This window comes from Gilliamella sp. wkB195 (assembly GCF_001690445.1).
GTDB lineage: Bacteria > Pseudomonadota > Gammaproteobacteria > Enterobacterales > Orbaceae > Gilliamella > Gilliamella apicola_E.
In genome coordinates this window covers 15,640-39,129 of sequence record NZ_LZGP01000008.1, presented here as the reverse complement: position 1 = coordinate 39,129, position 23,490 = coordinate 15,640, and the positions used below count along the sequence as shown (strand labels likewise).

Below are 23,490 nucleotides of genomic sequence, written 5' to 3'. Positions count from 1 at the left end.
AATCGCAAAAAAAAATTTTCTTTTAACTTTATATGTTTACTATAAATTAATTAATGTGATTTGCTTATATTTTTTAAAAGAATAGGATATATCAATTTAATTAAACAATTAATTTTATGTTCTCCAACCCCAAATAATAACTAGCGTTCCGAGTAGGATAATCATGGAGCCGATTAAATCAAAAGTTGATAGTTTGACATGATCGACTAACTTAAGCCAAATAATGGAAGCTACTACATAAATACCACCATATGTTGCATAAATTCGACCACTAGCTTCAGGGTGTAAAGTAAGTAACCAAGCAAATAACATAAGGCATAATGCCGCCGGTATAAGAAACCAGGCAGAAACCACTTTTTTAGCCCAAATATAAACAAAATAACAGCCAGAAATTTCAGCTAAAGCGGTAAATATAAATAACACGATAATTTTTATCATAATTAAAATAAGCTATCATTAATAAGTTTCAGATTAGTATAAACAATACTAGATTGGTTTGAACATTATTTCTGTTTTGTTTTTTATAGATTTTTAAAGTTTAACATGGGCGTTATTTATTAACCTATGTTAATATCGAATTAGTAAATTAAATGTAAGATTGATTTATGGTAGCAAAGAAAATTTTTAATTAAAATTAATAGTCAAAAAAGGAGATTTTATGTTGAAAAAGACAATATTACTTTCGATATTATTTTCGACAGCTGCGCAAGCTAAATTTATTCATCCAATGGACTTTGATGGTTCAGATGCACAAAAGCAAGAAGTTATCGAATATATTAAGGATAACGTAAAAAAAGATTATTGTGAACAAATTGACATGTGCCAACCTTCCAATTTGAGAATGATGGAGCAAGAGAATTTAGATGCATTTAAAAAAGCAACTAAGGCCACAAATAGAAAAATAATGGATCAAGTAATTAAAGATTATTGTAATAGTGGTATAGATATGTGTAGTTATAGCACCATTCTAATGATGTATGAAGAAAACAATAAAGCTGATAAAGAGGAATTAACTTGGTAGATGTTTCATAATAGTACTCACAATAAAAAATATTACATTAATGGTTATACTTGTAACCAATTGACTTTAAAATAGAATACTGTTATTAAATTTCATTTATTGTTATATATAAAAGTGAATCAGAAATTCATGTATGAAAATCAATTTTTAAAAAAGCGGGGGGATTGATTGGATTATCAAGGTTTATGGTTTTAACACAAAATTAGGTCTAAGTACCGTTTAGACCTTAATGAATCTATTTTCTGATGGAATGTTGAGAAAGTTGGAAGAGGGTTCAACTTGGAAAAAGAATAAAATAGTCGATCAAGCGTTTTATGAATTTAAAGCTAGATTGATTTGATAGGAAATAACTAATGCGAGCATATAAGATCACGGTGAAGAAGGTTTTAATTTTTAGTTTAATAATTTTTGCCATCTATATCATTACTTTTCCTAATGATGATTCGCCTCCAAATCCAACGATGGTTGCTTTAGCTGGTATTTCCGTTATTTCATTTATTGTTTGTTGTTTGATTTTGTTAGTTCGAGGAATATGTGGAATAGGCAAGAAATTTTTAAATTATAAGGCGCACAAAAATTTAAATTTAGAAAAAGCATCGTCTCAAGACACTTCATTCAATTATTCAACCAATTTTGAAGATTCTGTTGATTACGAACAGCAAGAATTAGATTCTGATAATTTTAGAAATCACTTAACCACAATATGGAATTCAGACTTGTTTACGATTTCATTTAAACATTCCAATGTCAATAAAGAATTATTATTAGATAGAGTCCAAATAAATTCATCTAACGAGCTTTTTTTCACTGGTTACTGTTTTGAAAGCAAAGATGAACGTACATTTAAAATTGAAAACTTCAAATCTTATATTCAATACGCCGGAAGAGAATACAGCCTACACCACTTTTTTACTAAAGTCCTTGAATTGGATTCAGAGTATGTTGAAAGACTGGGAGTTTAAATTAAAAAGGGGTTCAATTAAAATGGTTTGTTATGGAGAATTGTTAGCTGAATATAGTTATCAAAATTAAAAATACTCAATAATTACTTTTCTTCAACCTATATTTATAATTAATCAATGCACCTACATTAATCCAATTCGGTATATTAGCAACCTAATCAATTTTATTATGAATCAAAACATGATTCTGAATTTTACACAATTGTTTTAATTCTCTATTTTGCTTTCTGAACGATTCAAAAAAAGTGTTATATAATCAATAAAAATATAAAATCTGATGTGTTCCTCGTTAAGCATTTTTTATTGCTCCAACTTATAAAATAACATACCATTGTTTTAAAAATTAAGGAGATGGTATGAAAAGAATTTTACTAATAAGTTTTTTAGGGTTTATTTTAGCTAGTTGTTCTTCGTCACCAGTGCCAAATGAAAAAGCTAGAAATGTTCCCGCATATAGGATCTACAACCAAGAGTTTTTGACAAAAAAAGATAATTCGGGAATAGTTATTATAAAGAGAGATGCTGGATTTGTAAGTAGTGCTTGTTCTGATTCTTTTTTTGTCGATGGTATTAAAATTGCTGATTTAAACCCTGCTGAGAAAATTGTTATTTATCCTCGAATTGGTAAGAGAATTTTTAGCATGATAGCCAATGGCATTTGTGGTGGTGGTTTAGTTGAAGTTGAAGGGGAAGTTGAATTAAATCAGGCTATAACATACAGAATTGCTCACTCATTAAATGGTGGATACGGTATTTATAGGACCGCATTTTAAATTCAATTTATTAATTATTGACTACCAAAACAATTTAATTAAACCCTCTTAGAGGGTTTTTATTAGTTATTTTGAAAAATGTTTACTAAAGAAAAATGTAAATGCTAAAAATAAAATAGATCCAAAAAAATTACTTAAAAATATATTTAACAATGTGTTTTCTGGAACATTTTTCGCTTCAATCAATAAATCTTGAGCAATTACAAAATTGCTGAAAATTAGAGATACATAATATTACTTTATTGATTGTTTTAACTTTTCTTACCTTATTACTGCTGTATTTCAAGAAGTAAATTGAATTTTATTGTTTTTTCGTATTCTATAATGATTCTAGATTTTGTAGAAATAAACAAAGACAGTAAATGTTATATTTTTAAGTAATCTAATTAAAAGTAATTATGACTGCAGTTATTAACAGCAAATGAAACAAAATCGATAACAGCAAATATTTCGGCCGTATTTTCAACTAATCCCAAATCAAAAACACCACTCCTCAACTTTAATTTATCTTCGTTGAGAACCTTTGCGTATTTTTAGCACATCTTGCAAGGGTGTTTGGTTGAATAAGTTTTTATATTCTCGATTAAATTGTGTTGCACTTTCGTAACCGACTTTTAAACTCGCTTGAATCGCTGTCATATTCTCGCTGACCATTAAACGCCGACCTTCATGTAATCTAAGTTGTTTTTGAAACTGCAATGGGCTTAAACTTGTTACTTTTTTAAAATGACGATAGAAGCTAGAGAGTGACATATTCGCTTGATTGGCTAATTGTTCCATTTTTATCGGCTCTCTAAAATGTTCTTTTAGCCAATCTATCGTATTCGCAATACGATAACTTCTTGTTTCTGGCATACAAATTGATATTAGCGCTTCACCAAATGGACCGATTAAGAGTAGATAATGAATTTCTTTTATGATTAGTGGTGCTAAAACCGAAATTTGTTCAGGTTTATCCAGCAACTTAAGCAATCGATAAAAAGCATTGATTAAATCATCTTCCGCCTTTGAGATAATAATACCATTAAAACTTTGTTGCGAAGGTTTATTTAATTCCGGGTATTGTATTAATAACTCTTTAATTAAATTATTATCAATCAAAAGTGACAATGAAAGAAATGGGGCGTTTGTCGTCGCATTTTTAATTGTGTTTATCGTTGGAATATCAATCGAGGTTATAAGATAATCACCTTCTTTATAATGATAAAGTTTGGTGCCAAGCAGAGAGCTTTTTTCACCTTGTATTATCATTGTGATCATAGGTTGATAAAAACAATTTTCTAAACAAATATCTTTATTTTTGCCGACTTCACGCCTATAAATGCCAAAGTTTTTAATTTGTGTTGGATAGTCCCCCACAGTTGGCATTCTTTTTAGCATTATTTTTTTAATTTCTTTTTTTAACATAGAGATTTCTCTATTTATTTAGATTTCTCTATTAGCATATGATTTCTGATAGGATTAGGCAACTTTTTGGCAGGATCGGCTCTATTGGATATTATTAGCAGATCTTATAATAATAAAAAACGAAGTGAAATACATTCGCATCAGCATCTAATAAATTATCTATCATTTTTAGTCGCACTTAATAGTCAAAATCTAGGGTGGTTAGCAAAAGTTTGCAGTATTAACTAATTGTTTAAGGGCAAAGGCTATGAATATTTTAACACCAAAAAAAGGATCGATTGTTACTATTTCCGCTTTTATGTCTAAAGGCGATATGATTGGCTTAAAGCAAGCTTTAATTGATGGATTGAATCAAGGATTAACCATCAATGAAATTAAAGAAATTTTAGTTCAACTTTATGCCTATGTAGGTTTTCCAAGAAGTTTAAATGGTTTGAGTGCCTTTAAAGCGCTACTAGAAGAACGTCAAAAAGAAGGCATTACTGACACAGTTGGTTCTACTTCGGCACCATTACCGACTAATTTAAGCGCTTTAGAATTGGGTACAAAAATTCAAACAAAAGTTGTAGGCAAACCGGTTACGGGTGGCATTATGGATTTTTCACCTACTATTGATCAATTTTTAAAAGCCCATCTTTTTGGCGATATTTTTGGTCGAGATATTTTAAGTTATGAAGATAGAGAGATAGCGACATTAGCTGCGCTATCAACCTTGCAAGGTGCCGATAGTCAGATTAAATCTCATGTTCAAATTGCGCAAAATGTCGGGGTATCTCCCACTCAATTAGATGGCATTGCGAATATTTTAAAATCAAAAATTGGTGAAATCGAATTTGAACGATTCAACCGTGCAGTAAAAGGCCAATAAAAAATTACAACCAAATGGATATAGTAAATATATCCATGTTTCACAAAATAAGTTTTATTACACAGATAGCTTTAAATCATTTCCTGACGAGGATAGTTATTATGAAAATAATCAGTCAATCTGAATTTGAAAAACATAATTTATTTGGACAGGGTGAGCAGAATGTAAATTATGCTAAATATTTTATTGGTCAATCCTATCTAAATTTATTAACAGCAAAGTCTCCCTTATTAGTTGCAAATGTCACATTTGAACCTGGCTGTCGAAATAATTGGCATATTCATCATGCATCACAAGGTGGTGGGCAAATTTTATTATGTATAGCTGGTAGCGGTTGGTATCAAAAATATGGGGATAAGCCAATAAGTTTAGAGCCCGGTATGGTTATCACCATTCCTGCGAATGTAAAACATTGGCATGGCGCTAAGATTGACTCATGGTTTAGCCATATCGCTATCGAAGTGCCGGGTGAGGATACCTATAATGAATGGTGTGAAGCGGTATCTGAAGAAGATTTCCAAAAATTATGCTAATTAACTAGATTTAAAACATTAATTTCAATGTGAGATAATGACATGACAAATATCTGTTCTCAAACGGTTATTACAGTTCCACCTCAGACAATTCAGTTAGAACAACGTTGGGATAAGATTTTTCTACAAAGTGATAAAGTTGAGTATTTTAAAGTTACTTTTAAGAATCGTTATGGCATTACGCTTGCCGCTGATCTATATCGCCCAAAAAACAGCCCAGATAAATTATCTGCTATTGTTGTCGCAGGACCATTTGGCGCCGTAAAAGAGCAGGTATCGGGTTTTTATGCGCAAACTTTAGCAGAGCGAGGATTTATTGCTTTGGCATTTGATCCCTCTTTTACTGGTGAAAGCAGTGGATTACCGCGTAATCAAGCATCTGTTGAAATCAATACCGAAGATTTTAGTGCCGCTATCGATTATCTTGGATCTATAGATTGCGTTGAGCGGGAGCACATTGGTATTTTGGGGATTTGTGGTTGGGGTGGTATGGCTTTAAATGCTTCATCAATTGATACTCGAATTAAAGCGGTAGCAACCGTTGTCATGTACGATATGAGTCGAGTTATTCCTAAAGGTTATAATGATAGCATGACAGAAGGGCAACGATTAGCAATGAAACAGTCATTGAATAATAGCCGCTGGGACGATTCACAAAATAGTTATGCCACGTTGAATCCAAGAAACAATATTACCGTTGATCAAATCACGGATGAAACACCACAATTTATTGCAGATTATTCTCGTTTTTATACCACTAAACGTGGTTTTCATATTCGTTCTGTCAATTCAAATCCGAATGGTTCATGGGTGTTAAGTATGCCACTTTCATTTATTAATCAGTCGTTATTGAATCATGCCCATGAAATTGAGTGCCCAACATTAATTATCGCCGGTGAAAAAGCGCATTCTCGTTACTTTTCAGAAGATGCGTTTAAAATGGTTGGCAGTAAAAATAAAGAATTAATGATTATTCCTAATGCAGTGCATACTGATTTATATGATAATACCACCAATAAAATTCCCTTTGATAAATTAGAAACGTTTTTTAAAGATAGTTTGATATGAGGGTTTTTATCTCTATAGTCAAACACTAAAAACTTTTGGAAGGGAAAAATCATTGATTATTGAGTAGGAGCAAACTTTTTTATCAACAAATATATTAAGTTTTCATATGTATTCCAATTAAAATCAAACAACCATTAAATTATTTAATTAAGAACGATTGTATCGACTATGATTAAAAACATACTTGCTTTTTTTTTAATCAGAGCTTATAACTATCACTGATAAGCATTCGCTTATCTTAAATATACTGGAGGAGCTTATAATGGTACAAAAATTTGCTGCATACGGTAGTGATGTTTCAGCTGGCACTTATAAATGTGCTGACTGTGGATATATTTATTCCAACCAAAGTAAGAAATCGTTACCCCCTTGTCCGGATCATAATAAAAAACCACATAGTAAAAATGGTTGGTATATAGTTAGTGGGCAAGGAGATTCAGTTAAAGATCCTCATCCAAATAAAAAATAATTTTTGACTTTAAAAGGTAACACAATGTGTTACCTTTTTTGGTTTTAAGGTAAGATCAAAACAGTTGAAAATATTCACATTATTAACTTTCAACTTAATAAAAAGTTATATAAAACTATGTTAGAATTTAAATGTGTTATCATTTCTAAAACTATAATAATGGAAATATAGATTTGTTAGATTAAGGTATTGATGATGAAGCAAGTGATTAAATTGGCAATTTTATTTTTGTGTTTTGCAATATTTTCAAATGTACATGCGTCTGAAACAGATAATGCTGCTGAGATTTCCAAAGCATTAGCTGATAGTGCAAAAAAATCTTTGTTAGGCGATGAAGGAAAGTTTCCTTTAAAGGTCAAATCAGATTATGAAATAACAAATATTTCAGCTAATAACAATAATGTTGTTTTTGAATATAAAATGCCAACTGATAGCAAAAATACCGCACTAAATGAATTTATAGAAAATGTTAGATTAGGAATAAAAGGTCAGTTTTGTGATAAACCAGACGTATTTAATGTATTAAATACATATGATATCGGCTTTATTTTTCAGTTTGAATTTAGTGATAAACGAAAAATTCCTGTCACATTATCAATAAAAGAAATTTGTCTATGATTGAATCATGAATGCAAATTCCCTCCCTTATTGAAGAGTCAGAAAACATAGCTAAATAGCAGTACGTTTTCTATTTGGCTACCATTTTTAATTAAATATAGGCTCGTGATTTTTTAATCCAGATAATTAAAAATATCGACCTACCAAAACTAAATAGATTATAAGCTAACCATAAACCCTGGTTTCCCCAGATTGGTACAGCAATGTATTGTACTACAAACCAAACCAATAACGCCAATAGCATTGAGTCGCGTATTGATGTTGTATAACTGATTCCAGAAAAAACACCATAATAGATTAATCCACCCGATGCAACAATTGGAAAAATGATTAACCAATATTGATATTGAAGTGATAGCTTTATGATATTAGTTTGATTGGTTAATAACTTTATGATGGTTGTATCGAAGGTTAGCCAAATTGCAATTAAGATAATTGGGCAAATAATGCAGGCTTGTAGTGACCACCGTAAAGTTTGATTGTAAAGGTGGATATTTTTATTTCCTTTAGCTCGTCCACTGAAAACGCTGGAAGCATTAGCAAAACCGTCAAATAGATAAGCCATCATATAGTGAACTTGAAATAAAATGGCATTGGCGGCTAAAACTTCAGTATTGAACGTTGAACCAATAGAAATAAAGTGGTTAGTTACAATTAATAAGCAGATAGTCCGAATCATTAAATTAGTGTTTACTAGAATTACACCTTTTAATGATTGCCATGACAAAATAGATCTTAAATCCACTTTTTGTTCACTTTTAGGCAAATAACGGCAGGTAAACCAAATACCGACTAAAGTGCAACATATTTGTGCAATTAATGTTGCAAATGCTACGCCTTTAATGTCCCAATGAAACCACCAAACAAAAATTACTGCCATCAAAATGTTGAGTAAATTAATAAACACTTGTAAAAACAGAACGGCTTTTATTTTTGATATCCCCATTAACCAGCCAACTAGGACATAATTAATCAGAACAAAAGGTGCCCCCCAAATTAATATAGAAAAATAGATATCAGCATAATGTTGAACATCTTGATTCGGTTTGATGATGTGCATTGAAGCAACAAAAATCAATTTTTGAAAAATTATAAATGCCAAACCTAAAAAGATTGCGATAAAAAGCGGCCGAATAAGAGACGATCTTAATAACAAACAATTATCCAACGCTTGCGCGGCAAAACCGGTGGTACTTACTCTTAAAAATCCAAATAACCAATAAATAGTATTAAATATTACTGTTCCTATCGCAATTCCAGCAATAAAAGCTGGATTGGGTAAATGACCGACTAAAGCCGTATCGACCACGCCAAGAAGAGGGGTAGTAATGGTTGATAAAATAAATGGAATAACTAATTTAATATAATCTTTAAACTGATATTGCAAATTTGATGTTGATGACATTGTTTAAAAACCTAAAATTGATTCAAGTAACAGTTTAGAATAAGGATTTTTAACTTGACTGAGTTGTTCTATTTTATCAACGTATTCCACGATTTCACCTTGATAAAAAAATGCAACTTTATCACAAAGATAAGTAATTGTAGTTAAATCATGCGTGATAAAGATACTGGTCAAATTTAGCTGTTTTTGTAGATCGGCAAGTAATGTTAAGATTTGGCTTTGAACTGAGATATCCAACGAGCTTACCGCTTCATCAAATAAAATAAATTGAGGCGAGCAAGCTATTGCTCTGGCAATGCATACACGTTGTAATTGACCACCACTCATTTCGTGAGGAAACCTTTCATAAAAAGAATGGTCTAATCCAACTTGTTCTAATAACGCATTGATACGATGCTGACGTTCCTCTTTTGATAGCTTTTCGTAAATATCAAGTGGCTCAGCAATAATTTGGCCGACATTAAAATATGGGTTAACCGAAGAATTATAATCTTGAAATACTGCACTGATATTTTTGCGTATAGCTGCTTTATTCCATGTACGTTTGTTAATATCTTGCCCGCTAAAATAGATTTTGCCACTGTCAGGTTTCTCAAGGCCTAAAATCAGCTTTCCTAATGTACTTTTTCCGCTACCACTTTCACCAATAATACCAAGACACTCACCTTGTTTTAAATCGAATGATACATTTTTGATAATTGTGTTTTTTTTATGGTTAAATATACCAGGTTTCAAAAACGATTTTTTTACATTTACAACTTGCAATAACGGTGGCATCAAATTGTCTCCGAGATTAAATTTGGATTATTAGCGTAAATAACCGTATTAAATTTATTCAATAATTGCTTGCGAGTATCAATCAGGTAACGAGTATATTCATGTTTGGGATGATAAAAAATCTGATCACGGCTGCCAGATTCAACAATTTTACCTTTATTCATTACGATAATATCATCGGCAATATGATGAATTACACCTAAATCGTGAGAAATAAAAATCATAGTCGTTTTAGATTTTATCTCTTCAAGCATTTTTAAAATATAAAACTGACTAATTGAATCTAATGCGGTTGTTGGTTCATCGGCAATAATAAGCTCAGGTTCAAGTACTAATGCCATACCAATCATTATGCGTTGTAACATACCACCACTTAACTGATGCGGGTATTTTTTATAAATCTCTTTGGCATTATCGAGCCCTATATTTTCAATCATCAATAAGGTTTTAGCAATAGCATCATTTTTATTGATAGTGAGATGAGCTTGAAGGGTTTCAACTACTTGTTTGCCAATACAATAAAGCGGATCAAAAGCAATCATAGGTTGTTGTAATATTATCGAAATAGCACTACCGCGAATTGGTCTTAATGTCTTTTTATTCTGTTTTAGCAGATCTAAAGTTGAATTAGCCTGTTTGAACAGGATTTGTCCTGTCACGCTAAAATAGGATTCTAATAAGCCGATGATTGCTTTGCAGGTTAAACTTTTACCGCTGCCACTTTCACCAACAATACCTAAACATTTATGATGATTGACGGTAAAAGATATATCATCAAGTAACTTGTTACCATTATTAAGCATAACGGTCAGTTGCTTTACTGCTAACAATGGGCTACTCATGCTGTTTTTTCCTTAGGTTCTAAGATATCTCGTAAACAATCACCTAACATATTAAATGCCGCTACAACAATTAAAATAGCTATACCAGGATAAACCATCTGCATAGGGTGCTGAGTCATTACGTTTTTTGCTTCACTTAACATTAGTCCCCATTCGGCAGTAGGCGCTTGGACGCCTAATCCTATAAAGGATAACGCTGAAATATTCAATATCACCCAGCCAGTGTCTAAGGTAGCCAATATAACTACTTCGGACATGACATTAGGCAATAAATGACGATAAATGATAAAAGAATGTGGTGCACCAATTGCTCGTGAAAAAAGGATATAGTTTTTTCTGCTATATTTAATTACTGAACTTCGGATCATTCGACTATACCAAGCCCATTTGACTACAATATTAGCAATAATAATGTTTTCAATACCTACACCTAAAACACCAACTATAGCTAAAATCATCACTTGGCTCGGAAATGACAACATGATGTCACAAAGACGCATAATACATTCGTCAAGTTTACCTCGTTGATAACCAGAAATAAGACCAATGATACTACCAACAATTATCGTGATAATCATGGTTAACAGGGATAAGAATAGGGTAGAACGGATACCATAAAGTAACCGAGAAAAAATATCACGTCCAAGGTGGTCACAACCAAGCCAATGCTCGCTCGATATAGCGGCATATTTTCGCACTATGCGAACTTTATTTGGATCAAAAGGTGCAATATAAGGCGCTAATATACCTAAAACAATTATTGTAATGATGATTATCAAACAAACTAAAGCGGTTTTATTGCTAATTACTTGCTTAATTAAATTCATACAGAACCACCATTACTTCGTAATCGTGGATCTAACCATTGATGAATAACATCAACAATAAAGTTACATACTACAAATAAAATGGCCATAATTAATATGTAAGCCTGAATTACTGGATAGTCGCGATTCATAATAGCGGCTATACATAATCTTCCCAAGCCAGGCCAAGAAAATATATATTCGACAACAAAAGACCCTGCAATTAATTGTGGAATGGTCATACCTAACGCGGTAATTGTGGTATGTAGTGAATTGACTAATACATGCTTAAGAATGATTGTTCTCTCTTTCAAACCTCGACTACGGGCATAAAAGATCGAATAATTATGCATATTTTCCAGCATATTATTACGGATAAAACGAATATACGTTGAGATGTAAACAAACGATAAAGTTAACGTCGGTAAAATCAGGTTCTGCCAGGTTCCATACCCGTTGGTTGGCAATAGATCTAAATAAGTAGCAAACAGCCAAATAAATAGCAAACCTAACCAATAACTAGGCATTGCGGTACCTAAAAAAATAATAATTCGAACAATATGATCGAATGCTGAATTAGCAAAAATCGCACATAACACACCTAAAACTAAACTGACAATAAGTGTAAATAGAAATGACGACATTGCTAAAATCAATGTAGGAATTAAGCTACGGATAACTTCATCCCAAACTAATCTGTCACGATGAATAAACGAACGCCCAAAATCAAGATGTAAAACGTCATATAGCCAAGTAAAATATCGTTCAAAAAAAGGTTTATTTAATCCTAATTCCTGACGCATACTTTCAATAGCATCTGGGGTTGGCATTATTTCATTTAAGCGTAAGGCAACTTCAGCAGGATCGGAAGGGGCTAGATTGATAAGCAAAAAAGCGATAAAAGAGATACCGAATAATATCGGTATCATCATCGTTAAACGTTTAACAATATAATTTAACATTATTGATCAAAAATATTTATGTACTAAAAATGCATTTTCTCAAATGGAATATCAAATTGAGAAGGCGCAAATTCAATTCCTTTTAAAGATTTAACAGCAATAACCCGATTTCGTTCATAAGTTAATGGTATGTAAACCGCTTCATTATGTAATGTTTCAAGCACGTAACGGAAAAGATCTTGTCGCTCTTTTTCATCCGTTGAAATTAATGCTTTACTAATACTTGCATCGATTTGCGGTTTCTCTTTTAAGCCCTGTTGAGCCATATAGTCACCATAAACAGGTAGTTTCATACCGGATAAAAATGATTGTGGATCATATGGTGTACCCCATGAGATATCAAATACCATATCAAAATCACCCGCTTTTTGGCGATCACGATAACCTTGCTCTTCTTCACCGTGAATATTAAGCTTTAATCCAACTTGCTCAAACTCATCTTGCATATATTGTGCAATTGTTTTTTGTGAAGCAGTATTACTATCATAATAAAGTGTGATTTCAAAAGGTTTGCCATCTTTTTGACGATAATTTTGGCCTTTAACTTTTACCCAACCCGCTTTATCAAGTAGCGTTTCAGCTAATTTAGTGTCATATACATAAGGTTTTAACCCAATATTAGCATAAGGAATATTGGTTGCCATTAATGTATCAGCAGGTGCTTCACTATTATTGAAAATACCTTCTGAAATATCTTTTTTACTGATGATATGTTCAATCGCTTGGCGGACATTAACATCACTTAGCTGGTCACGAGTCGTGTTCATTAATACAATTCGACTAGATACAGGTTTAGACATTAAAGTCTGAAACTTATCCATTGTTGAAAAACGTTCAAATGAATCTGCATCAACCATATTTTTACCATAGATGAGATCGATTTCACCTTTTTCGAGTGCCATTAGTCGGCTTTGGTTATCAGCAATAACTTTCATGGTCACTTTATTGAGTAATGGTTTAGTTCCCCAATAAGTTGGATTAGCGTTAAACACTGCATATTGATCTTTCTTATGATCACCTAATACATAAGGGCCGGTACCAATGTAAGATTTAACGCCATTTTTAGTTTCACCATCAATCATAGAATTTGGTGAAATAAAGCGCATCGGTCGGGTTACGGCAATTTCAATCATAAAAGGGTAATAGGGTTCGGAAAGGTTAACTTGTAGGGTATAATCATCTACTGCTTTGATTTCAGTAATTAAGCGAACCATTTCAAGCCAAGTGTGACGAACTTTGTTTGATAACACGGCATCCCAATTCAGTTTTGCACTGTGCGCATCAAATTTTGCGCCATCACTAAATGTCACGTCTTTTCTTAGTTTGAATGTATAAGTTTTACCTTCGTTAGTAATAGTCCAGCTTTCTGCAAGCCAAGGTGAAAAAGTGCCATCTTCGTTATAATGAACCAATGATTCATACAACATATTTTGCGCCCACATTTCACCGGAATAGAGATGAGGGTTTAAGTCACGAATATCACGAAAATTAGCAAAAGTAATATCATCTTTAGCAAAACAGTTAATACTAACGCTAGCTAAAACTAATGCTAAAAGTAGATTTTTTATACGAGTGAAATTAAAAAACATATTTAGTCCATTAATTTATTGGGATTAGGAGCGAGATGGTAACATAAATGAGAATGATAATAAATATCATCTGTATGTTTTTTATAAAAAACATTTTAAAAATCATGGCATTTATTTTATCAAATTCTATTAATTGATTTAAATCTAATTAAGTTTAAATCTAAATAAAGTTAACTTGATTAGTTAAAAATATAGCTTAAAACTTTTTAAAAGTCTTTATGAATAAACAAAAAATATAATTAAGTATTTAATTACCATTGTTTGGGAGCCCCCAAAATTGAGTTTAGATTGATCTATCTAATTTTAATAGAGAAGAAAAAGAGAAAATCATTGCCAATATAAATCGCTAAATGGTGTCTGTTCTATGCCTCGTTAAATATTCAAACATTTATTATTGAATTGCTTTATAATAGATTTGAATAATTTATTTCACGTTTATTTAGGAATCATTGCATGTCATTTGACTCTCTTGGCTTAGATGCCAAGATTTTAAAAGCTATTGAAGAACAAAACTATACCGATCCAACCCCCATTCAACAACAAGCTATTCCAGTAATTTTGTCAGGTAAAGATTTAATGGCGAGTGCTCAGACTGGTACAGGAAAAACAGCGGGTTTTGGTTTACCTATTTTACAAAAATTGCATGAAAAGCAACTTAATACAGAACCTAAAAGAGGAAAGCGTCCTTTATATGCGCTAATTTTGGCGCCCACTCGTGAATTAGCTGCGCAAATAGGTGAAAATATTCGGGATTATAGCCGATATTTATCTATTCGTTCTTTGGTGGTGTTTGGTGGAGTAAGTATCAATCCTCAAATGATGAAACTTCGAGGTGGAGTGGATATCTTAATTGCAACACCGGGTCGGCTATTAGATTTGGTTCATCAAAATGCGGTGGATCTCTCTACAGTAAAAATATTAGTACTTGATGAAGCGGATCGCATGTTAGACATGGGCTTTATTCATGATATTCGTCGAGTGATCGCTAAATTACCTAAAAAGCGACAAAACTTACTTTTTTCAGCGACATTCTCAGATGAAATAAAATCATTAGCTAATACAATTTTAAATTCACCCGAATCGATCGCTGTAGCCAAAACCAATAGTGCATCTGAGCAAATTACTCAATATATCCACCGAGTTGATAAACGCCGTAAACGTGAACTTCTTTCTTATTTAATTGGTAAAAACCAATGGCAACAGGTATTAGTTTTTACGCGAACGAAATACGGCGCTAATCATCTTGCCGAACAGCTTACTAAAGATGGCATTAAAGCCTCGGCAATTCATGGTAACAAAAGCCAAGGAGCAAGAACTAAAGCTTTGGCTGATTTTAAGTCAGGACAAATACGCGCCCTCGTTGCTACCGATATCGCGGCCAGAGGTTTAGATATTGAGCTATTACCTCATGTTGTCAATTATGAATTACCACAAGTGGCAGAAGATTATGTGCATCGTATAGGTCGAACAGGACGGGCACAAAATCAGGGGCAGGCAATATCATTAGTTTGTATTGATGAGCTTGCTCAATTAAAATCAATTGAGAAATTGATTAAAAAAACGATTCCAGAAATTTTTACTCAAGGATTTGAAGTCGATCCTCGAATTAAAGCGGAGCCAGCTAAAAAAGCCAAGCCTGCTCCAGCAAAAAGAAGACGTGTTGATAAAACTCGAACTTCTAAAAGTAACCAGAATAGTATGAAGCAATCTAGCCATCATACATATTCTAAAACTAACTAAATTTTCTAAAGTAGAAGGATATTATTATGGCTAAGGTTAATCGCAGTCGTCGTTTAAGAAAAAAATTACATATTGAAGAGTTTAAAGAGTTAGGTTTTACCGTAAGTTGGTCATTTGACGAAGGGACGAGTGAAGACACTATTGATAACGTTGTTGATCAATTCATCATTGAAGCAATACAAGCAAACGGTTTGGCTTACGAAGGTAGCGGGTATTTAAACTGGAAAGGTATCATTTGTACGCAAAAATTGGGTAATTGTACTGAAGAAAATCGTGACGTTGTCACTAAATGGCTTGAAAGCCATGGCTTAAAAAATGTCAAAACCAGCAATTTAATTGATATTTGGTGGGATGAATTAGAATTTTAATTTCTAAATTGAATAAATACTAAAATAGCCACTAATGTGGCTATTTTTATGGATTTTAACGTTACTCAATTCCTTGGCTACGCAAATAATCCTCATAATTACCGGTATAATCAATGACTTTTTCCGGCGTGATTTCAACAATTCTTGTTGCAAGTGAGCTAACAAATTCACGATCGTGCGACACAAAAAATAGCGTTCCTTGATAAAGTTCTAATGCCATATTTAACGATTCAATTGATTCCATATCCAAATGGTTGGTTGGTTCATCCATGACAATAATGTTTGGACGTTGCATCATTAATTTACCAAATAGCATACGTCCTTTTTCACCACCAGATAATACTTTAACTTGCTTTTTAATGTCATCTTGTGAAAATAATAAGCGACCTAAAATGCTGCGCACTGCTTGTTCATCATCGGTTGGTTGTTTCCATTGACTCATCCAATCAAATACGGTTAGATCCTCGTCAAATTCGTATTCATGATCCTGTGCGTAATAGCCAATATTGGCATTTTCTGACCATTTAATATCACCTTGTTCTGGCACTAGTTCACCCATAAGGGTTTTAAGTAGGGTAGTTTTACCAATACCATTAGTCCCCAAAATAGCCACTTTTTCGCCAACTTCAACCATTAAATTGAGATTTTTAAATAGTGGTCCGTTATCAAATCCTTTAGTGAGATTTTCAACGACCAGAGCATTACGAAACAGTTTTTTATCCTGTTCAAAACGAATAAATGGATTTTGTCGGCTTGATGCTTTCACTTCTTCTAATTTGATTTTCTCGATTTTTCTTGCACGTGAGGTTGCTTGTTTGGATTTTGCAGCATTAGCACTAAAACGACTAACAAACGATTGTAGTTCACTAATTTGTGCTTTCTTTTTCGCATTATCTGCTAATAGCCGTTCTCTAGCTTGAGTAGAGGCGGTCATATAATCATCATAATTACCTGGATAGATACGTAATTCCCCATAATCCATATCAGCCATATGAGTACAGACCATATTAAGAAAATGGCGATCGTGCGATATGATAATCATCGTGCTTTCACGTTCATTTAAGGTATCTTCTAACCAGCGAATAGTATCGATGTCTAAGTTATTGGTCGGTTCATCGAGTAATAAAATATCTGGATTAGAAAATAGGGCTTGGGCTAGCAATACTCGCAATTTCCAACCCGGAGCTATTTCACTCATTAATCCATAATGTTGCTCAATTGGTATACCCACTCCGAGGAGTAATTCACCCGCGCGTGATTCAGCGCTGTAACCGTCCATTTCAGCATATTGGGTTTCTAAATCTGCAACCTTAAAACCGTCTTCCTCACTCATTTCAGGTAATGAATAGATACGGTCTCGCTCTTGTTTAATTTGCCATAATTCGGTGTGCCCCATAATTACGGTATCAAGTACGCTATATTCTTCAAAAGCAAATTGATCTTGGCGAAGTTTACCTAATCGTTCATGTGGATCAAGTGAAACATTACCTGAGGTTGGCACAAGATCGCCACCAATAATTTTCATAAACGTGGACTTACCACTACCATTTGCGCCGATTAATCCATAACGATTACCATTACCAAATTTTACTGAAATGTTTTCAAATAGTGGCTTACTGCCAAATTGCATTGTGATATTACTTGTTGTTAACACGGATAATTACTCTCGAATTGATTTGTGCAACTCGTACTTGAAGCATTTTTCATAAGCTTAAAGTGAAGTGGCTAAACTGTGATTTGGCGCACATTATGCCATAATAAAGCGATTTTTAGCACTTTTGTTACTAAATTTATGTTTCAAAAACCCCGCTCCTCAACTTTTTTTGATTAGTAAACATATCATCCTTATTACTGTTTACATTAATAAGCCGAATTGATACTATGCCAAACTTTCTTTTATCAATAAGAATTTAATATGTATTATCTTATTTTTGTAACGATAGTTTGGTCGTTTTCATTTAGTTTTATTGCTGTTTATCTAAGTGGGCAAGTTGATACGTGGTTTGCAGTTGTAATGCGCGTCTTGCTGGCTTTTATAACCTTTATTCCTTTTTTACGCTTTAAAGGTATTTCTGTAAAACAGATGGTGTTGTTGATGGGCGTTGGTGCTTGTCAATTAGGTATTATGTACTTTTTTTATTACAACTCTTTCCAATATATTTCTGTACCTGAAGTGTTATTATTTACTATTTCAACGCCAATATATGTCACGCTAATTTATGATTTCTTGCAAGGACATCGACTTAGACTTGTTTACCTATTAACCGCTGTTTTAGCTGTAATTGGCGCTGCCGTTATTCGTTACGATCATATTAGTCGAGATTTTATTATCGGTTTTCTCCTGATTCAGGGAGCCAATATTGTTTTCGCTTTAGGGCAAGTAGGATATAAGCGTATTATGGAGCTTTATCCATTACCCCAACATCAAGCTTTTGCATGGGTCTATTTAGGCGCAATACTGGTGGCTAGTATTGGCTGGTTTTTATTTGGCAATCCCGAAAAACTACCCACTACCCAATTACAATGGGGGATAATTATTTGGCTTGGGGTTGTGGCTTCTGGGTTATGCTATTTTTTATGGAATTATGGCGCAACCAAAGTCGATTCGGGTACGCTTGCCATTATGAATAATTTGGTTATTCCAACTGGTATTTTAGTTAATGTTATTATTTGGCACCAATCGATTGATTGGGGCCGATTTGCGCTAGGTAGTGCAATTATTGTTTCTGCCTTGATCTTGCATCATAAATTCAAAAAGCTAGAGGCAAATTAATTTTTCTAAGCAAACTGTAACATTATTGATAGAATTAGCGGTGTTGTCACGGATGATAATGCCGTTGATATCAATAAACTTGAAGCAATAGGACCTTGTAATACCTCAAACTGTCTTGCCATCATATAACAATTTATCGCAATTGATACCGAACTTAGTAATACAATAACTTGCAGTTCTAAAAGTGGTAATCCGACTATTATCGCTAAAATATAGGTCACAATCGGTAAGATAAATAGTTTTAAAACACAAATGGCTATGGTGATCGGTAAATCATCGCGGATCTTATATTCAGCAAGCCCCATTCCTAAAACGATTAATGAGAGAGGCGCTGTCATATCGCTTACCATCTTCGTCGCTTGATTGATGAAGAAAGGTAGTGGAATGTGTACATAATTGACAACTATTCCTGCAAAAATACCAATAATAATCGGATTTTTTGCTACATTTTTAAATGCTTTTATAAATCCTTTAGTCGATAATTTTCCCATCTGGACAAATTCGATGGATACCGTGGCTAATGTCCATAAAATTAACGCATTAAAAATCACAATAATAGCAACAATCGGAATGGCTTTTTCGCCTAATAACATTTTGATAATTGGTATGCCCACAAACACAGTATTGGTATAAATTCCACCCATTGCAAACATGGTACTTTGCGAGCCATTGAGTTTGAAAAATTTAACCGCAATAAAACAGCCCAATGCAAACACAATAAATGAGCCACCAAAAAAGACCAACAAAAGATTGGCATCAATTTCAGAATGCTCTGAAAAATGGCTCATAATCTGAAATAACATAATTGGGAAGGCAATATAAAACGTAAATTTGGTAACACTATCTGTCACCGTTTTTTGCCAACGACCCGCTCTAACTGCTATGTAGCCTAATAAAATCAAAACGAACAGAGGCAATGTAGTTAAAAACTGTTGCCATAATGTGATTAGAAATTCCATGTTACTTTTATGCGTGATTTCGGGTGAAGTACCATTCTAATTCAGTTGAGCGTTTTGAATCAAATTGGTAGCCTTCTAAATTAAAACTTTTAATATCGTCACTGTTATTAATGCTATTTTTTATAATAAATCGACTCATTAAACCTCGTGCTTTTTTAGCATAAAAGCTGATCACTTTATAATCATTTTTACTTTTATCTAAAAAGATGGGTTGAATAACCTTCGCTTTGAGTTGTTTAATTGCTTTGAAATATTCATTAGAAGCTAAATTAATTAACGTTGGATTGGTTGATTTTGCCAACTCGTGATTTAAACACTCTGTTAACTTATCACCCCAAAATTGATATAGATTAGTATTATTACCATTTTTAAGGCGAATACCCATTTCTAGACGGTAGGGTTGAATTAAATCAAGTGGTCGTAACAAGCCATATAATCCTGATAAAATGCGTAAATGAGATTGTGCAAATTTTAGATTGGCATCATTAAAATCTTCTACATGCAAACCCTCATAAACATCACCTTTAAAAGCCAAAATAGCTTGCCTTGCATTATCAAAATTGAAGTCAGTATGCCAGTTCTGAAAACGTTCATAATTGGTAGTGGCAAGTTTTGGGCTGATCGACATTAGTTTAGCCAAGTCATCACTGCTAAGTTTTTTACAAATATCAATAAGTTGTTTAGTCGATTCTAAAAATTCGGGTAAGCTATGTTGTTTGGTAATTAAAGGCGTTTGATAATCAAGCGTTTTGGATGGAGAAATAATTGTTAGCATAAAAAATACCACCTATTGTGTTTTGTACCAATTGGGTTTATTTTACATCTAATCTTAGCAAATAAGGAGAACAAATATGAATAGTACCAAAAAAGAAATACATGAAATTCGATCTTGGGCCAGCATTCGTGAAACTTCTATTGAGATAGCTGAAGCTATTTTTGAATTAGCTAAAAATGATGAAAAACTCGCTGAGCAAATTTGGGAAGAAGGTAGCGATGAAGTCTTAAAACTCGCTTTTTCTAAAACTAAAGCAGACAAACTCTTCTGGGGTGAACAAACCATTGAGCGTAAAAACGTTTAATCTTTTATGAAATTAACTTTTTTAGGAACGAGTGCTGGGTCACCAACAGCTGAACGCAATGTTAGCAGTATTATGCTTGATCTCCGGCAGGAAAGAGGGCTTTTATGGCTTTTTGATTGCGGTGAAGCGACTCAAATGCAAATGCAAAAGGCCAAATTTAGTCTGGCTAAATTAGAGATGATTTTTTTGACACATTTACATGGTGATCATCTGTTTGGTTTACCTGGCGTGTTAACAACTCGTTCTTTGATGCAAAACCAATCGCCATTGACCTTAGTTGGTCCAAAAGGCATTAAGCAATTTATTCAAACTGTTATTGATATTAGTTATTCTTGGCTGACTTATCCTTTAAATATTATTGAACTTGAGCAAGATGGTTTGGTTTTTGAGGATAATAAGTTTCGCGTTGAAGCCAAATTATTAGCGCATCGTGTTCCGTGTTTTGGGTATCGGATTATTGAAAAAGATCTGCCAGCGTCACTGGATATTGATAAATTAAAAAATGATGAAATTAGTTGTTATTATCGCGATTTAAAAGCGGGTCTGACAGTCACTTTAGATGATGGAAGAATTATTCATGGTGAGGACTACCAAGCAAGCGTTAGAAAAGGTAAAAAAATTGCCATTTTAGGCGATACCATTCCTTGTCAGGCATCTATTGATTTAGCCAAAGATGTGGATTTATTAGTCCATGAAGCAACCCAAGAACAAGCCCTTGAAGAAAAGGCGCTTGAGCGAGGACATTCCACAACTGTACACGCGGCAACTATTGCCAAACAAGCTCATGCTAGGCGTCTTATTATTACGCATATTAGTCCTCGCTACACCTTGAATGACAAAACAAAATTAGTCAATGAGGCTAGGAATATTTTTGCGCCAACTGAAATCGCAACTGATTTTGCTACTTTTGAAGTATAGTAAAATGAGCCGATCTTGTCGGTTAGTTGATTTTGTATAAGTTAGCTTCCTTCGTAAAAAATAAATCATCTTAAAAAGCCTCAATTCTGTAAAAAATATTGAGGAGTCTATACCGTCTTATTTTTCTTTACAGTATAAAATTAATAAATCTTATTGGGAGGTTTTGGATGAAGTGGTATATAAGGGCATGAAATAATATCCATAAATTCCCCTAAAGCGGAATATGGATTATTAGACTGAGGTAAATCTTTGGTACCGATTTTAGATATGCTTTGCCAATGGGGAAATAACCATAAAGATGACAAATTATCCTAATTTAAAGCAATTTTATTCGCCGACGATGTCGGCGTTTTTATATGATTAGAGGCAGAAATCTTTGATCAAATTTTCTATCGTTAATTTTGTTGGTTTTATAAAGTCCATTGAAATAAACTCGTCTGGTTGATGAGCTTGTTCAATAGAGCCTGGACCTAAAACTATGGTTGGCGCAATTTGATTTAAATAAGGCGCTTCAGTACTGTAATTGACAGTTTGTGCTTGATGACCCACTAAATTTTCAATGTGCTGCAATGCAGGGTGATCTTTTTTACATTCGTATCCTGGAATGGGTGATACTTCATATTCTACTGAAATACGATTAGGGTATTTATCCATAACGGGTTTTAATGTTTCACATAATGCGTTATAGATCGAGTCAACATCATTATCAGGCAATACTCTTATATCAATAATTAATTCACAACACCCGCATATTCGGTTTGCAGCATCACCGCCATGAATTACACCTAAATTTAAGGTTGGATAGGGGACACTAAAGCCTTCATTATGATATTGTTCTTTGAATTTTTGTTTAAGGATTAATAGACGTTCAATGACTAAATGCATAATTTCTATAGCATTAATACCTTTGTCTGGATCGCTTGAGTGACCTGATTTTCCAATCACTTTTATTGAATTAGAAATAAATCCTTTATGTGCTCGTATAGGAATTAGTGAAGTAGGCTCACCAATTATGGTGCAATCAGGTTTCAATTGAGTTTGTTTGGCAAAAAATGATGCACCAGCCATTGAGGTTTCTTCATCTGCGGTAGCTAGTACATAAATTGGTTTGGTGAGTTTTTTTAGATCAATATCTCGCAAAGCATCTAGAATAAAAGCAAAAAATCCTTTCATATCAGCCGTGCCTAATCCGTAAAGCTTGTTATTATCTTCCGTTAACTTAAATGGATCTTTGCTCCATTGTCCATCATCAAAAGGAACGGTATCGGTATGGCCACTTAGTAATAGGCCTCCTTGGCTTTTATTTTCACTATTTGAATAAGTTGCCAGCATATTGAATTTATGACGTGTGTTAGGGACGGCTTGGACATCAACAATAAATCCTAAATCCGCAAACCATGTCGCTAATTTGTCTATCAAAGGTTTATTGGAATAATCCAATTTTTCGTTGGTGACATTACTAATAGTTGGAGTGGATATCAATTCATTATAAATTGTCAAAAAAGAGGGGATTGCCATAAATTCACCTTATTAAATAATAACGTTTAGTTTTC

25 protein-coding genes are annotated in these 23,490 nt (G+C 33.2%); 13 read left to right on the top strand and 12 right to left on the bottom strand.

Translation table 11 applies throughout. From position 1 onward, the window contains the following. Window positions 1-114 precede the first annotated feature (114 nt). Window positions 115-438: a YnfA family protein gene (locus A9G08_RS02060; RefSeq protein WP_065562096.1), complete on the bottom strand. Its 324-nt coding sequence runs from the start codon at window positions 436-438 to the stop codon at window positions 115-117. A gap of 220 nt (window positions 439-658) precedes the next feature. Between A9G08_RS02060 and A9G08_RS02055 the strand changes: the two genes are divergently transcribed. From A9G08_RS02055 to A9G08_RS02045, 3 genes are all read left to right on the top strand, one after another. Beyond that, window positions 659-1,021: a hypothetical protein gene (locus tag A9G08_RS02055; RefSeq protein WP_065562095.1), complete on the top strand. Its 363-nt coding sequence runs from the start codon at window positions 659-661 to the stop codon at window positions 1,019-1,021. 353 nt (window positions 1,022-1,374) lie between these two features. Next, window positions 1,375-1,983 (top strand): hypothetical protein, encoded by a 609-nt coding sequence (locus tag A9G08_RS02050; protein WP_065562094.1) that lies wholly within the window; start codon window positions 1,375-1,377, stop codon window positions 1,981-1,983. A gap of 356 nt (window positions 1,984-2,339) precedes the next feature. After that, entirely contained in the window at window positions 2,340-2,756 is a 417-nt protein-coding gene (locus A9G08_RS02045) for a hypothetical protein (RefSeq protein WP_065562093.1), read from the top strand. A 504-nt stretch (window positions 2,757-3,260) separates the two neighbouring features. On the opposite strand, the gene A9G08_RS02040 is transcribed toward A9G08_RS02045, so the two are convergent. Then, a complete protein-coding gene (locus tag A9G08_RS02040; RefSeq protein WP_065562092.1) occupies window positions 3,261-4,163 on the bottom strand; it encodes an AraC family transcriptional regulator in 903 nt (300 codons plus the stop codon). A gap of 247 nt (window positions 4,164-4,410) precedes the next feature. On the opposite strand from A9G08_RS02040, the gene A9G08_RS02035 reads away from it, so the two are divergent. From A9G08_RS02035 to A9G08_RS02015, 5 genes are all read left to right on the top strand, one after another. Further along, on the top strand, window positions 4,411-5,031 hold the full coding sequence (locus A9G08_RS02035; protein ID WP_081299451.1) for a carboxymuconolactone decarboxylase family protein: 621 nt from the start codon (window positions 4,411-4,413) through the stop codon (window positions 5,029-5,031). 101 nt (window positions 5,032-5,132) lie between these two features. Next, the gene (locus A9G08_RS02030; protein ID WP_065562091.1) at window positions 5,133-5,564 is read left to right on the top strand and encodes a cupin domain-containing protein; all 432 of its coding nucleotides are present in this window, start codon (window positions 5,133-5,135) and stop codon (window positions 5,562-5,564) included. A 42-nt stretch (window positions 5,565-5,606) separates the two neighbouring features. Then, complete coding sequence (locus A9G08_RS02025) at window positions 5,607-6,632, top strand: alpha/beta hydrolase (RefSeq protein WP_141673905.1); 1,026 nt, start codon at window positions 5,607-5,609, stop codon at window positions 6,630-6,632. A 262-nt stretch (window positions 6,633-6,894) separates the two neighbouring features. Continuing rightward, a complete protein-coding gene (locus A9G08_RS02020; protein ID WP_065562090.1) occupies window positions 6,895-7,101 on the top strand; it encodes a hypothetical protein in 207 nt (68 codons plus the stop codon). 192 nt (window positions 7,102-7,293) lie between these two features. Next, window positions 7,294-7,719 (top strand): hypothetical protein, encoded by a 426-nt coding sequence (locus A9G08_RS02015; protein ID WP_141673904.1) that lies wholly within the window; start codon window positions 7,294-7,296, stop codon window positions 7,717-7,719. A gap of 91 nt (window positions 7,720-7,810) precedes the next feature. Here the strand turns inward: A9G08_RS02015 and A9G08_RS02010 are convergent, their stop codons facing one another. The 6 genes from A9G08_RS02010 to nikA are packed head-to-tail and all read right to left on the bottom strand — an operon-like array spanning window position 7,811 to window position 14,100. Further along, window positions 7,811-9,124, bottom strand: a complete 1,314-nt coding sequence (locus tag A9G08_RS02010) for an MATE family efflux transporter (RefSeq protein WP_065562088.1) — start codon at window positions 9,122-9,124, stop codon at window positions 7,811-7,813. A 3-nt stretch (window positions 9,125-9,127) separates the two neighbouring features. Continuing rightward, a complete protein-coding gene (locus tag A9G08_RS02005; protein WP_065562087.1) occupies window positions 9,128-9,901 on the bottom strand; it encodes an ABC transporter ATP-binding protein in 774 nt (257 codons plus the stop codon). Beyond that, complete coding sequence (locus A9G08_RS02000) at window positions 9,901-10,743, bottom strand: ABC transporter ATP-binding protein (RefSeq protein WP_065562086.1); 843 nt, start codon at window positions 10,741-10,743, stop codon at window positions 9,901-9,903. Before A9G08_RS02000 ends, A9G08_RS02005 begins: the two co-directional genes overlap by 1 nt. Next, complete coding sequence (gene opp1C / locus A9G08_RS01995; protein WP_065562085.1) at window positions 10,740-11,570, bottom strand: nickel/cobalt ABC transporter permease; 831 nt, start codon at window positions 11,568-11,570, stop codon at window positions 10,740-10,742. Before opp1C ends, A9G08_RS02000 begins: the two co-directional genes overlap by 4 nt. Then, window positions 11,567-12,511: a nickel/cobalt ABC transporter permease gene (opp1B, locus tag A9G08_RS01990; protein WP_065562084.1), complete on the bottom strand. Its 945-nt coding sequence runs from the start codon at window positions 12,509-12,511 to the stop codon at window positions 11,567-11,569. The genes opp1C and opp1B overlap by 4 nt, the downstream gene beginning before the upstream one ends. A 23-nt stretch (window positions 12,512-12,534) precedes the next feature. Further along, entirely contained in the window at window positions 12,535-14,100 is a 1,566-nt protein-coding gene (gene nikA / locus A9G08_RS01985; protein ID WP_065562083.1) for a nickel ABC transporter substrate-binding protein, read from the bottom strand. Between the two features lie 453 nt (window positions 14,101-14,553). On the opposite strand from nikA, the gene rhlE reads away from it, so the two are divergent. Next, on the top strand, window positions 14,554-15,840 hold the full coding sequence (gene rhlE, locus A9G08_RS01980) for an ATP-dependent RNA helicase RhlE (RefSeq protein ID WP_081299450.1): 1,287 nt from the start codon (window positions 14,554-14,556) through the stop codon (window positions 15,838-15,840). Window positions 15,841-15,866: 26 nt separating this feature from the next. Beyond that, window positions 15,867-16,208, top strand: coding sequence for a YggL family protein (locus A9G08_RS01975; RefSeq protein WP_065562082.1), 342 nt, complete (start codon window positions 15,867-15,869; stop codon window positions 16,206-16,208). Window positions 16,209-16,269: 61 nt separating this feature from the next. On the opposite strand, the gene A9G08_RS01970 is transcribed toward A9G08_RS01975, so the two are convergent. Further along, window positions 16,270-17,862 carry an ABC-F family ATPase gene (locus tag A9G08_RS01970; RefSeq protein ID WP_065562081.1) on the bottom strand — a complete coding sequence of 531 codons (1,593 nt, stop codon included), beginning with the start codon at window positions 17,860-17,862 and terminating at the stop codon, window positions 16,270-16,272. Window positions 17,863-18,123: 261 nt separating this feature from the next. Here A9G08_RS01970 and A9G08_RS01965 point away from each other — a divergent pair, with 261 nt between their 5' ends. Continuing rightward, window positions 18,124-18,981: a carboxylate/amino acid/amine transporter gene (locus A9G08_RS01965; protein WP_065562080.1), complete on the top strand. Its 858-nt coding sequence runs from the start codon at window positions 18,124-18,126 to the stop codon at window positions 18,979-18,981. 5 nt (window positions 18,982-18,986) lie between these two features. Here A9G08_RS01965 and A9G08_RS01960 read toward each other — a convergent pair whose 3' ends face one another. After that, entirely contained in the window at window positions 18,987-19,940 is a 954-nt protein-coding gene (locus tag A9G08_RS01960; RefSeq protein ID WP_065562079.1) for an AEC family transporter, read from the bottom strand. A 7-nt stretch (window positions 19,941-19,947) separates the two neighbouring features. Continuing rightward, window positions 19,948-20,715: a peroxide stress protein YaaA gene (gene yaaA / locus A9G08_RS01955; RefSeq protein WP_065562078.1), complete on the bottom strand. Its 768-nt coding sequence runs from the start codon at window positions 20,713-20,715 to the stop codon at window positions 19,948-19,950. Window positions 20,716-20,791: 76 nt separating this feature from the next. Between yaaA and A9G08_RS01950 the strand changes: the two genes are divergently transcribed. Further along, window positions 20,792-21,019: a YccJ family protein gene (locus tag A9G08_RS01950; RefSeq protein WP_065562077.1), complete on the top strand. Its 228-nt coding sequence runs from the start codon at window positions 20,792-20,794 to the stop codon at window positions 21,017-21,019. Between the two features lie 6 nt (window positions 21,020-21,025). Next, window positions 21,026-21,937 (top strand): ribonuclease Z, encoded by a 912-nt coding sequence (gene rnz, locus A9G08_RS01945; protein ID WP_065562076.1) that lies wholly within the window; start codon window positions 21,026-21,028, stop codon window positions 21,935-21,937. A gap of 360 nt (window positions 21,938-22,297) precedes the next feature. Here rnz and argE read toward each other — a convergent pair whose 3' ends face one another. Next, window positions 22,298-23,455, bottom strand: a complete 1,158-nt coding sequence (gene argE / locus A9G08_RS01940) for an acetylornithine deacetylase (protein WP_065562075.1) — start codon at window positions 23,453-23,455, stop codon at window positions 22,298-22,300. Between the last annotated feature and the right edge of the window lie 35 nt (window positions 23,456-23,490).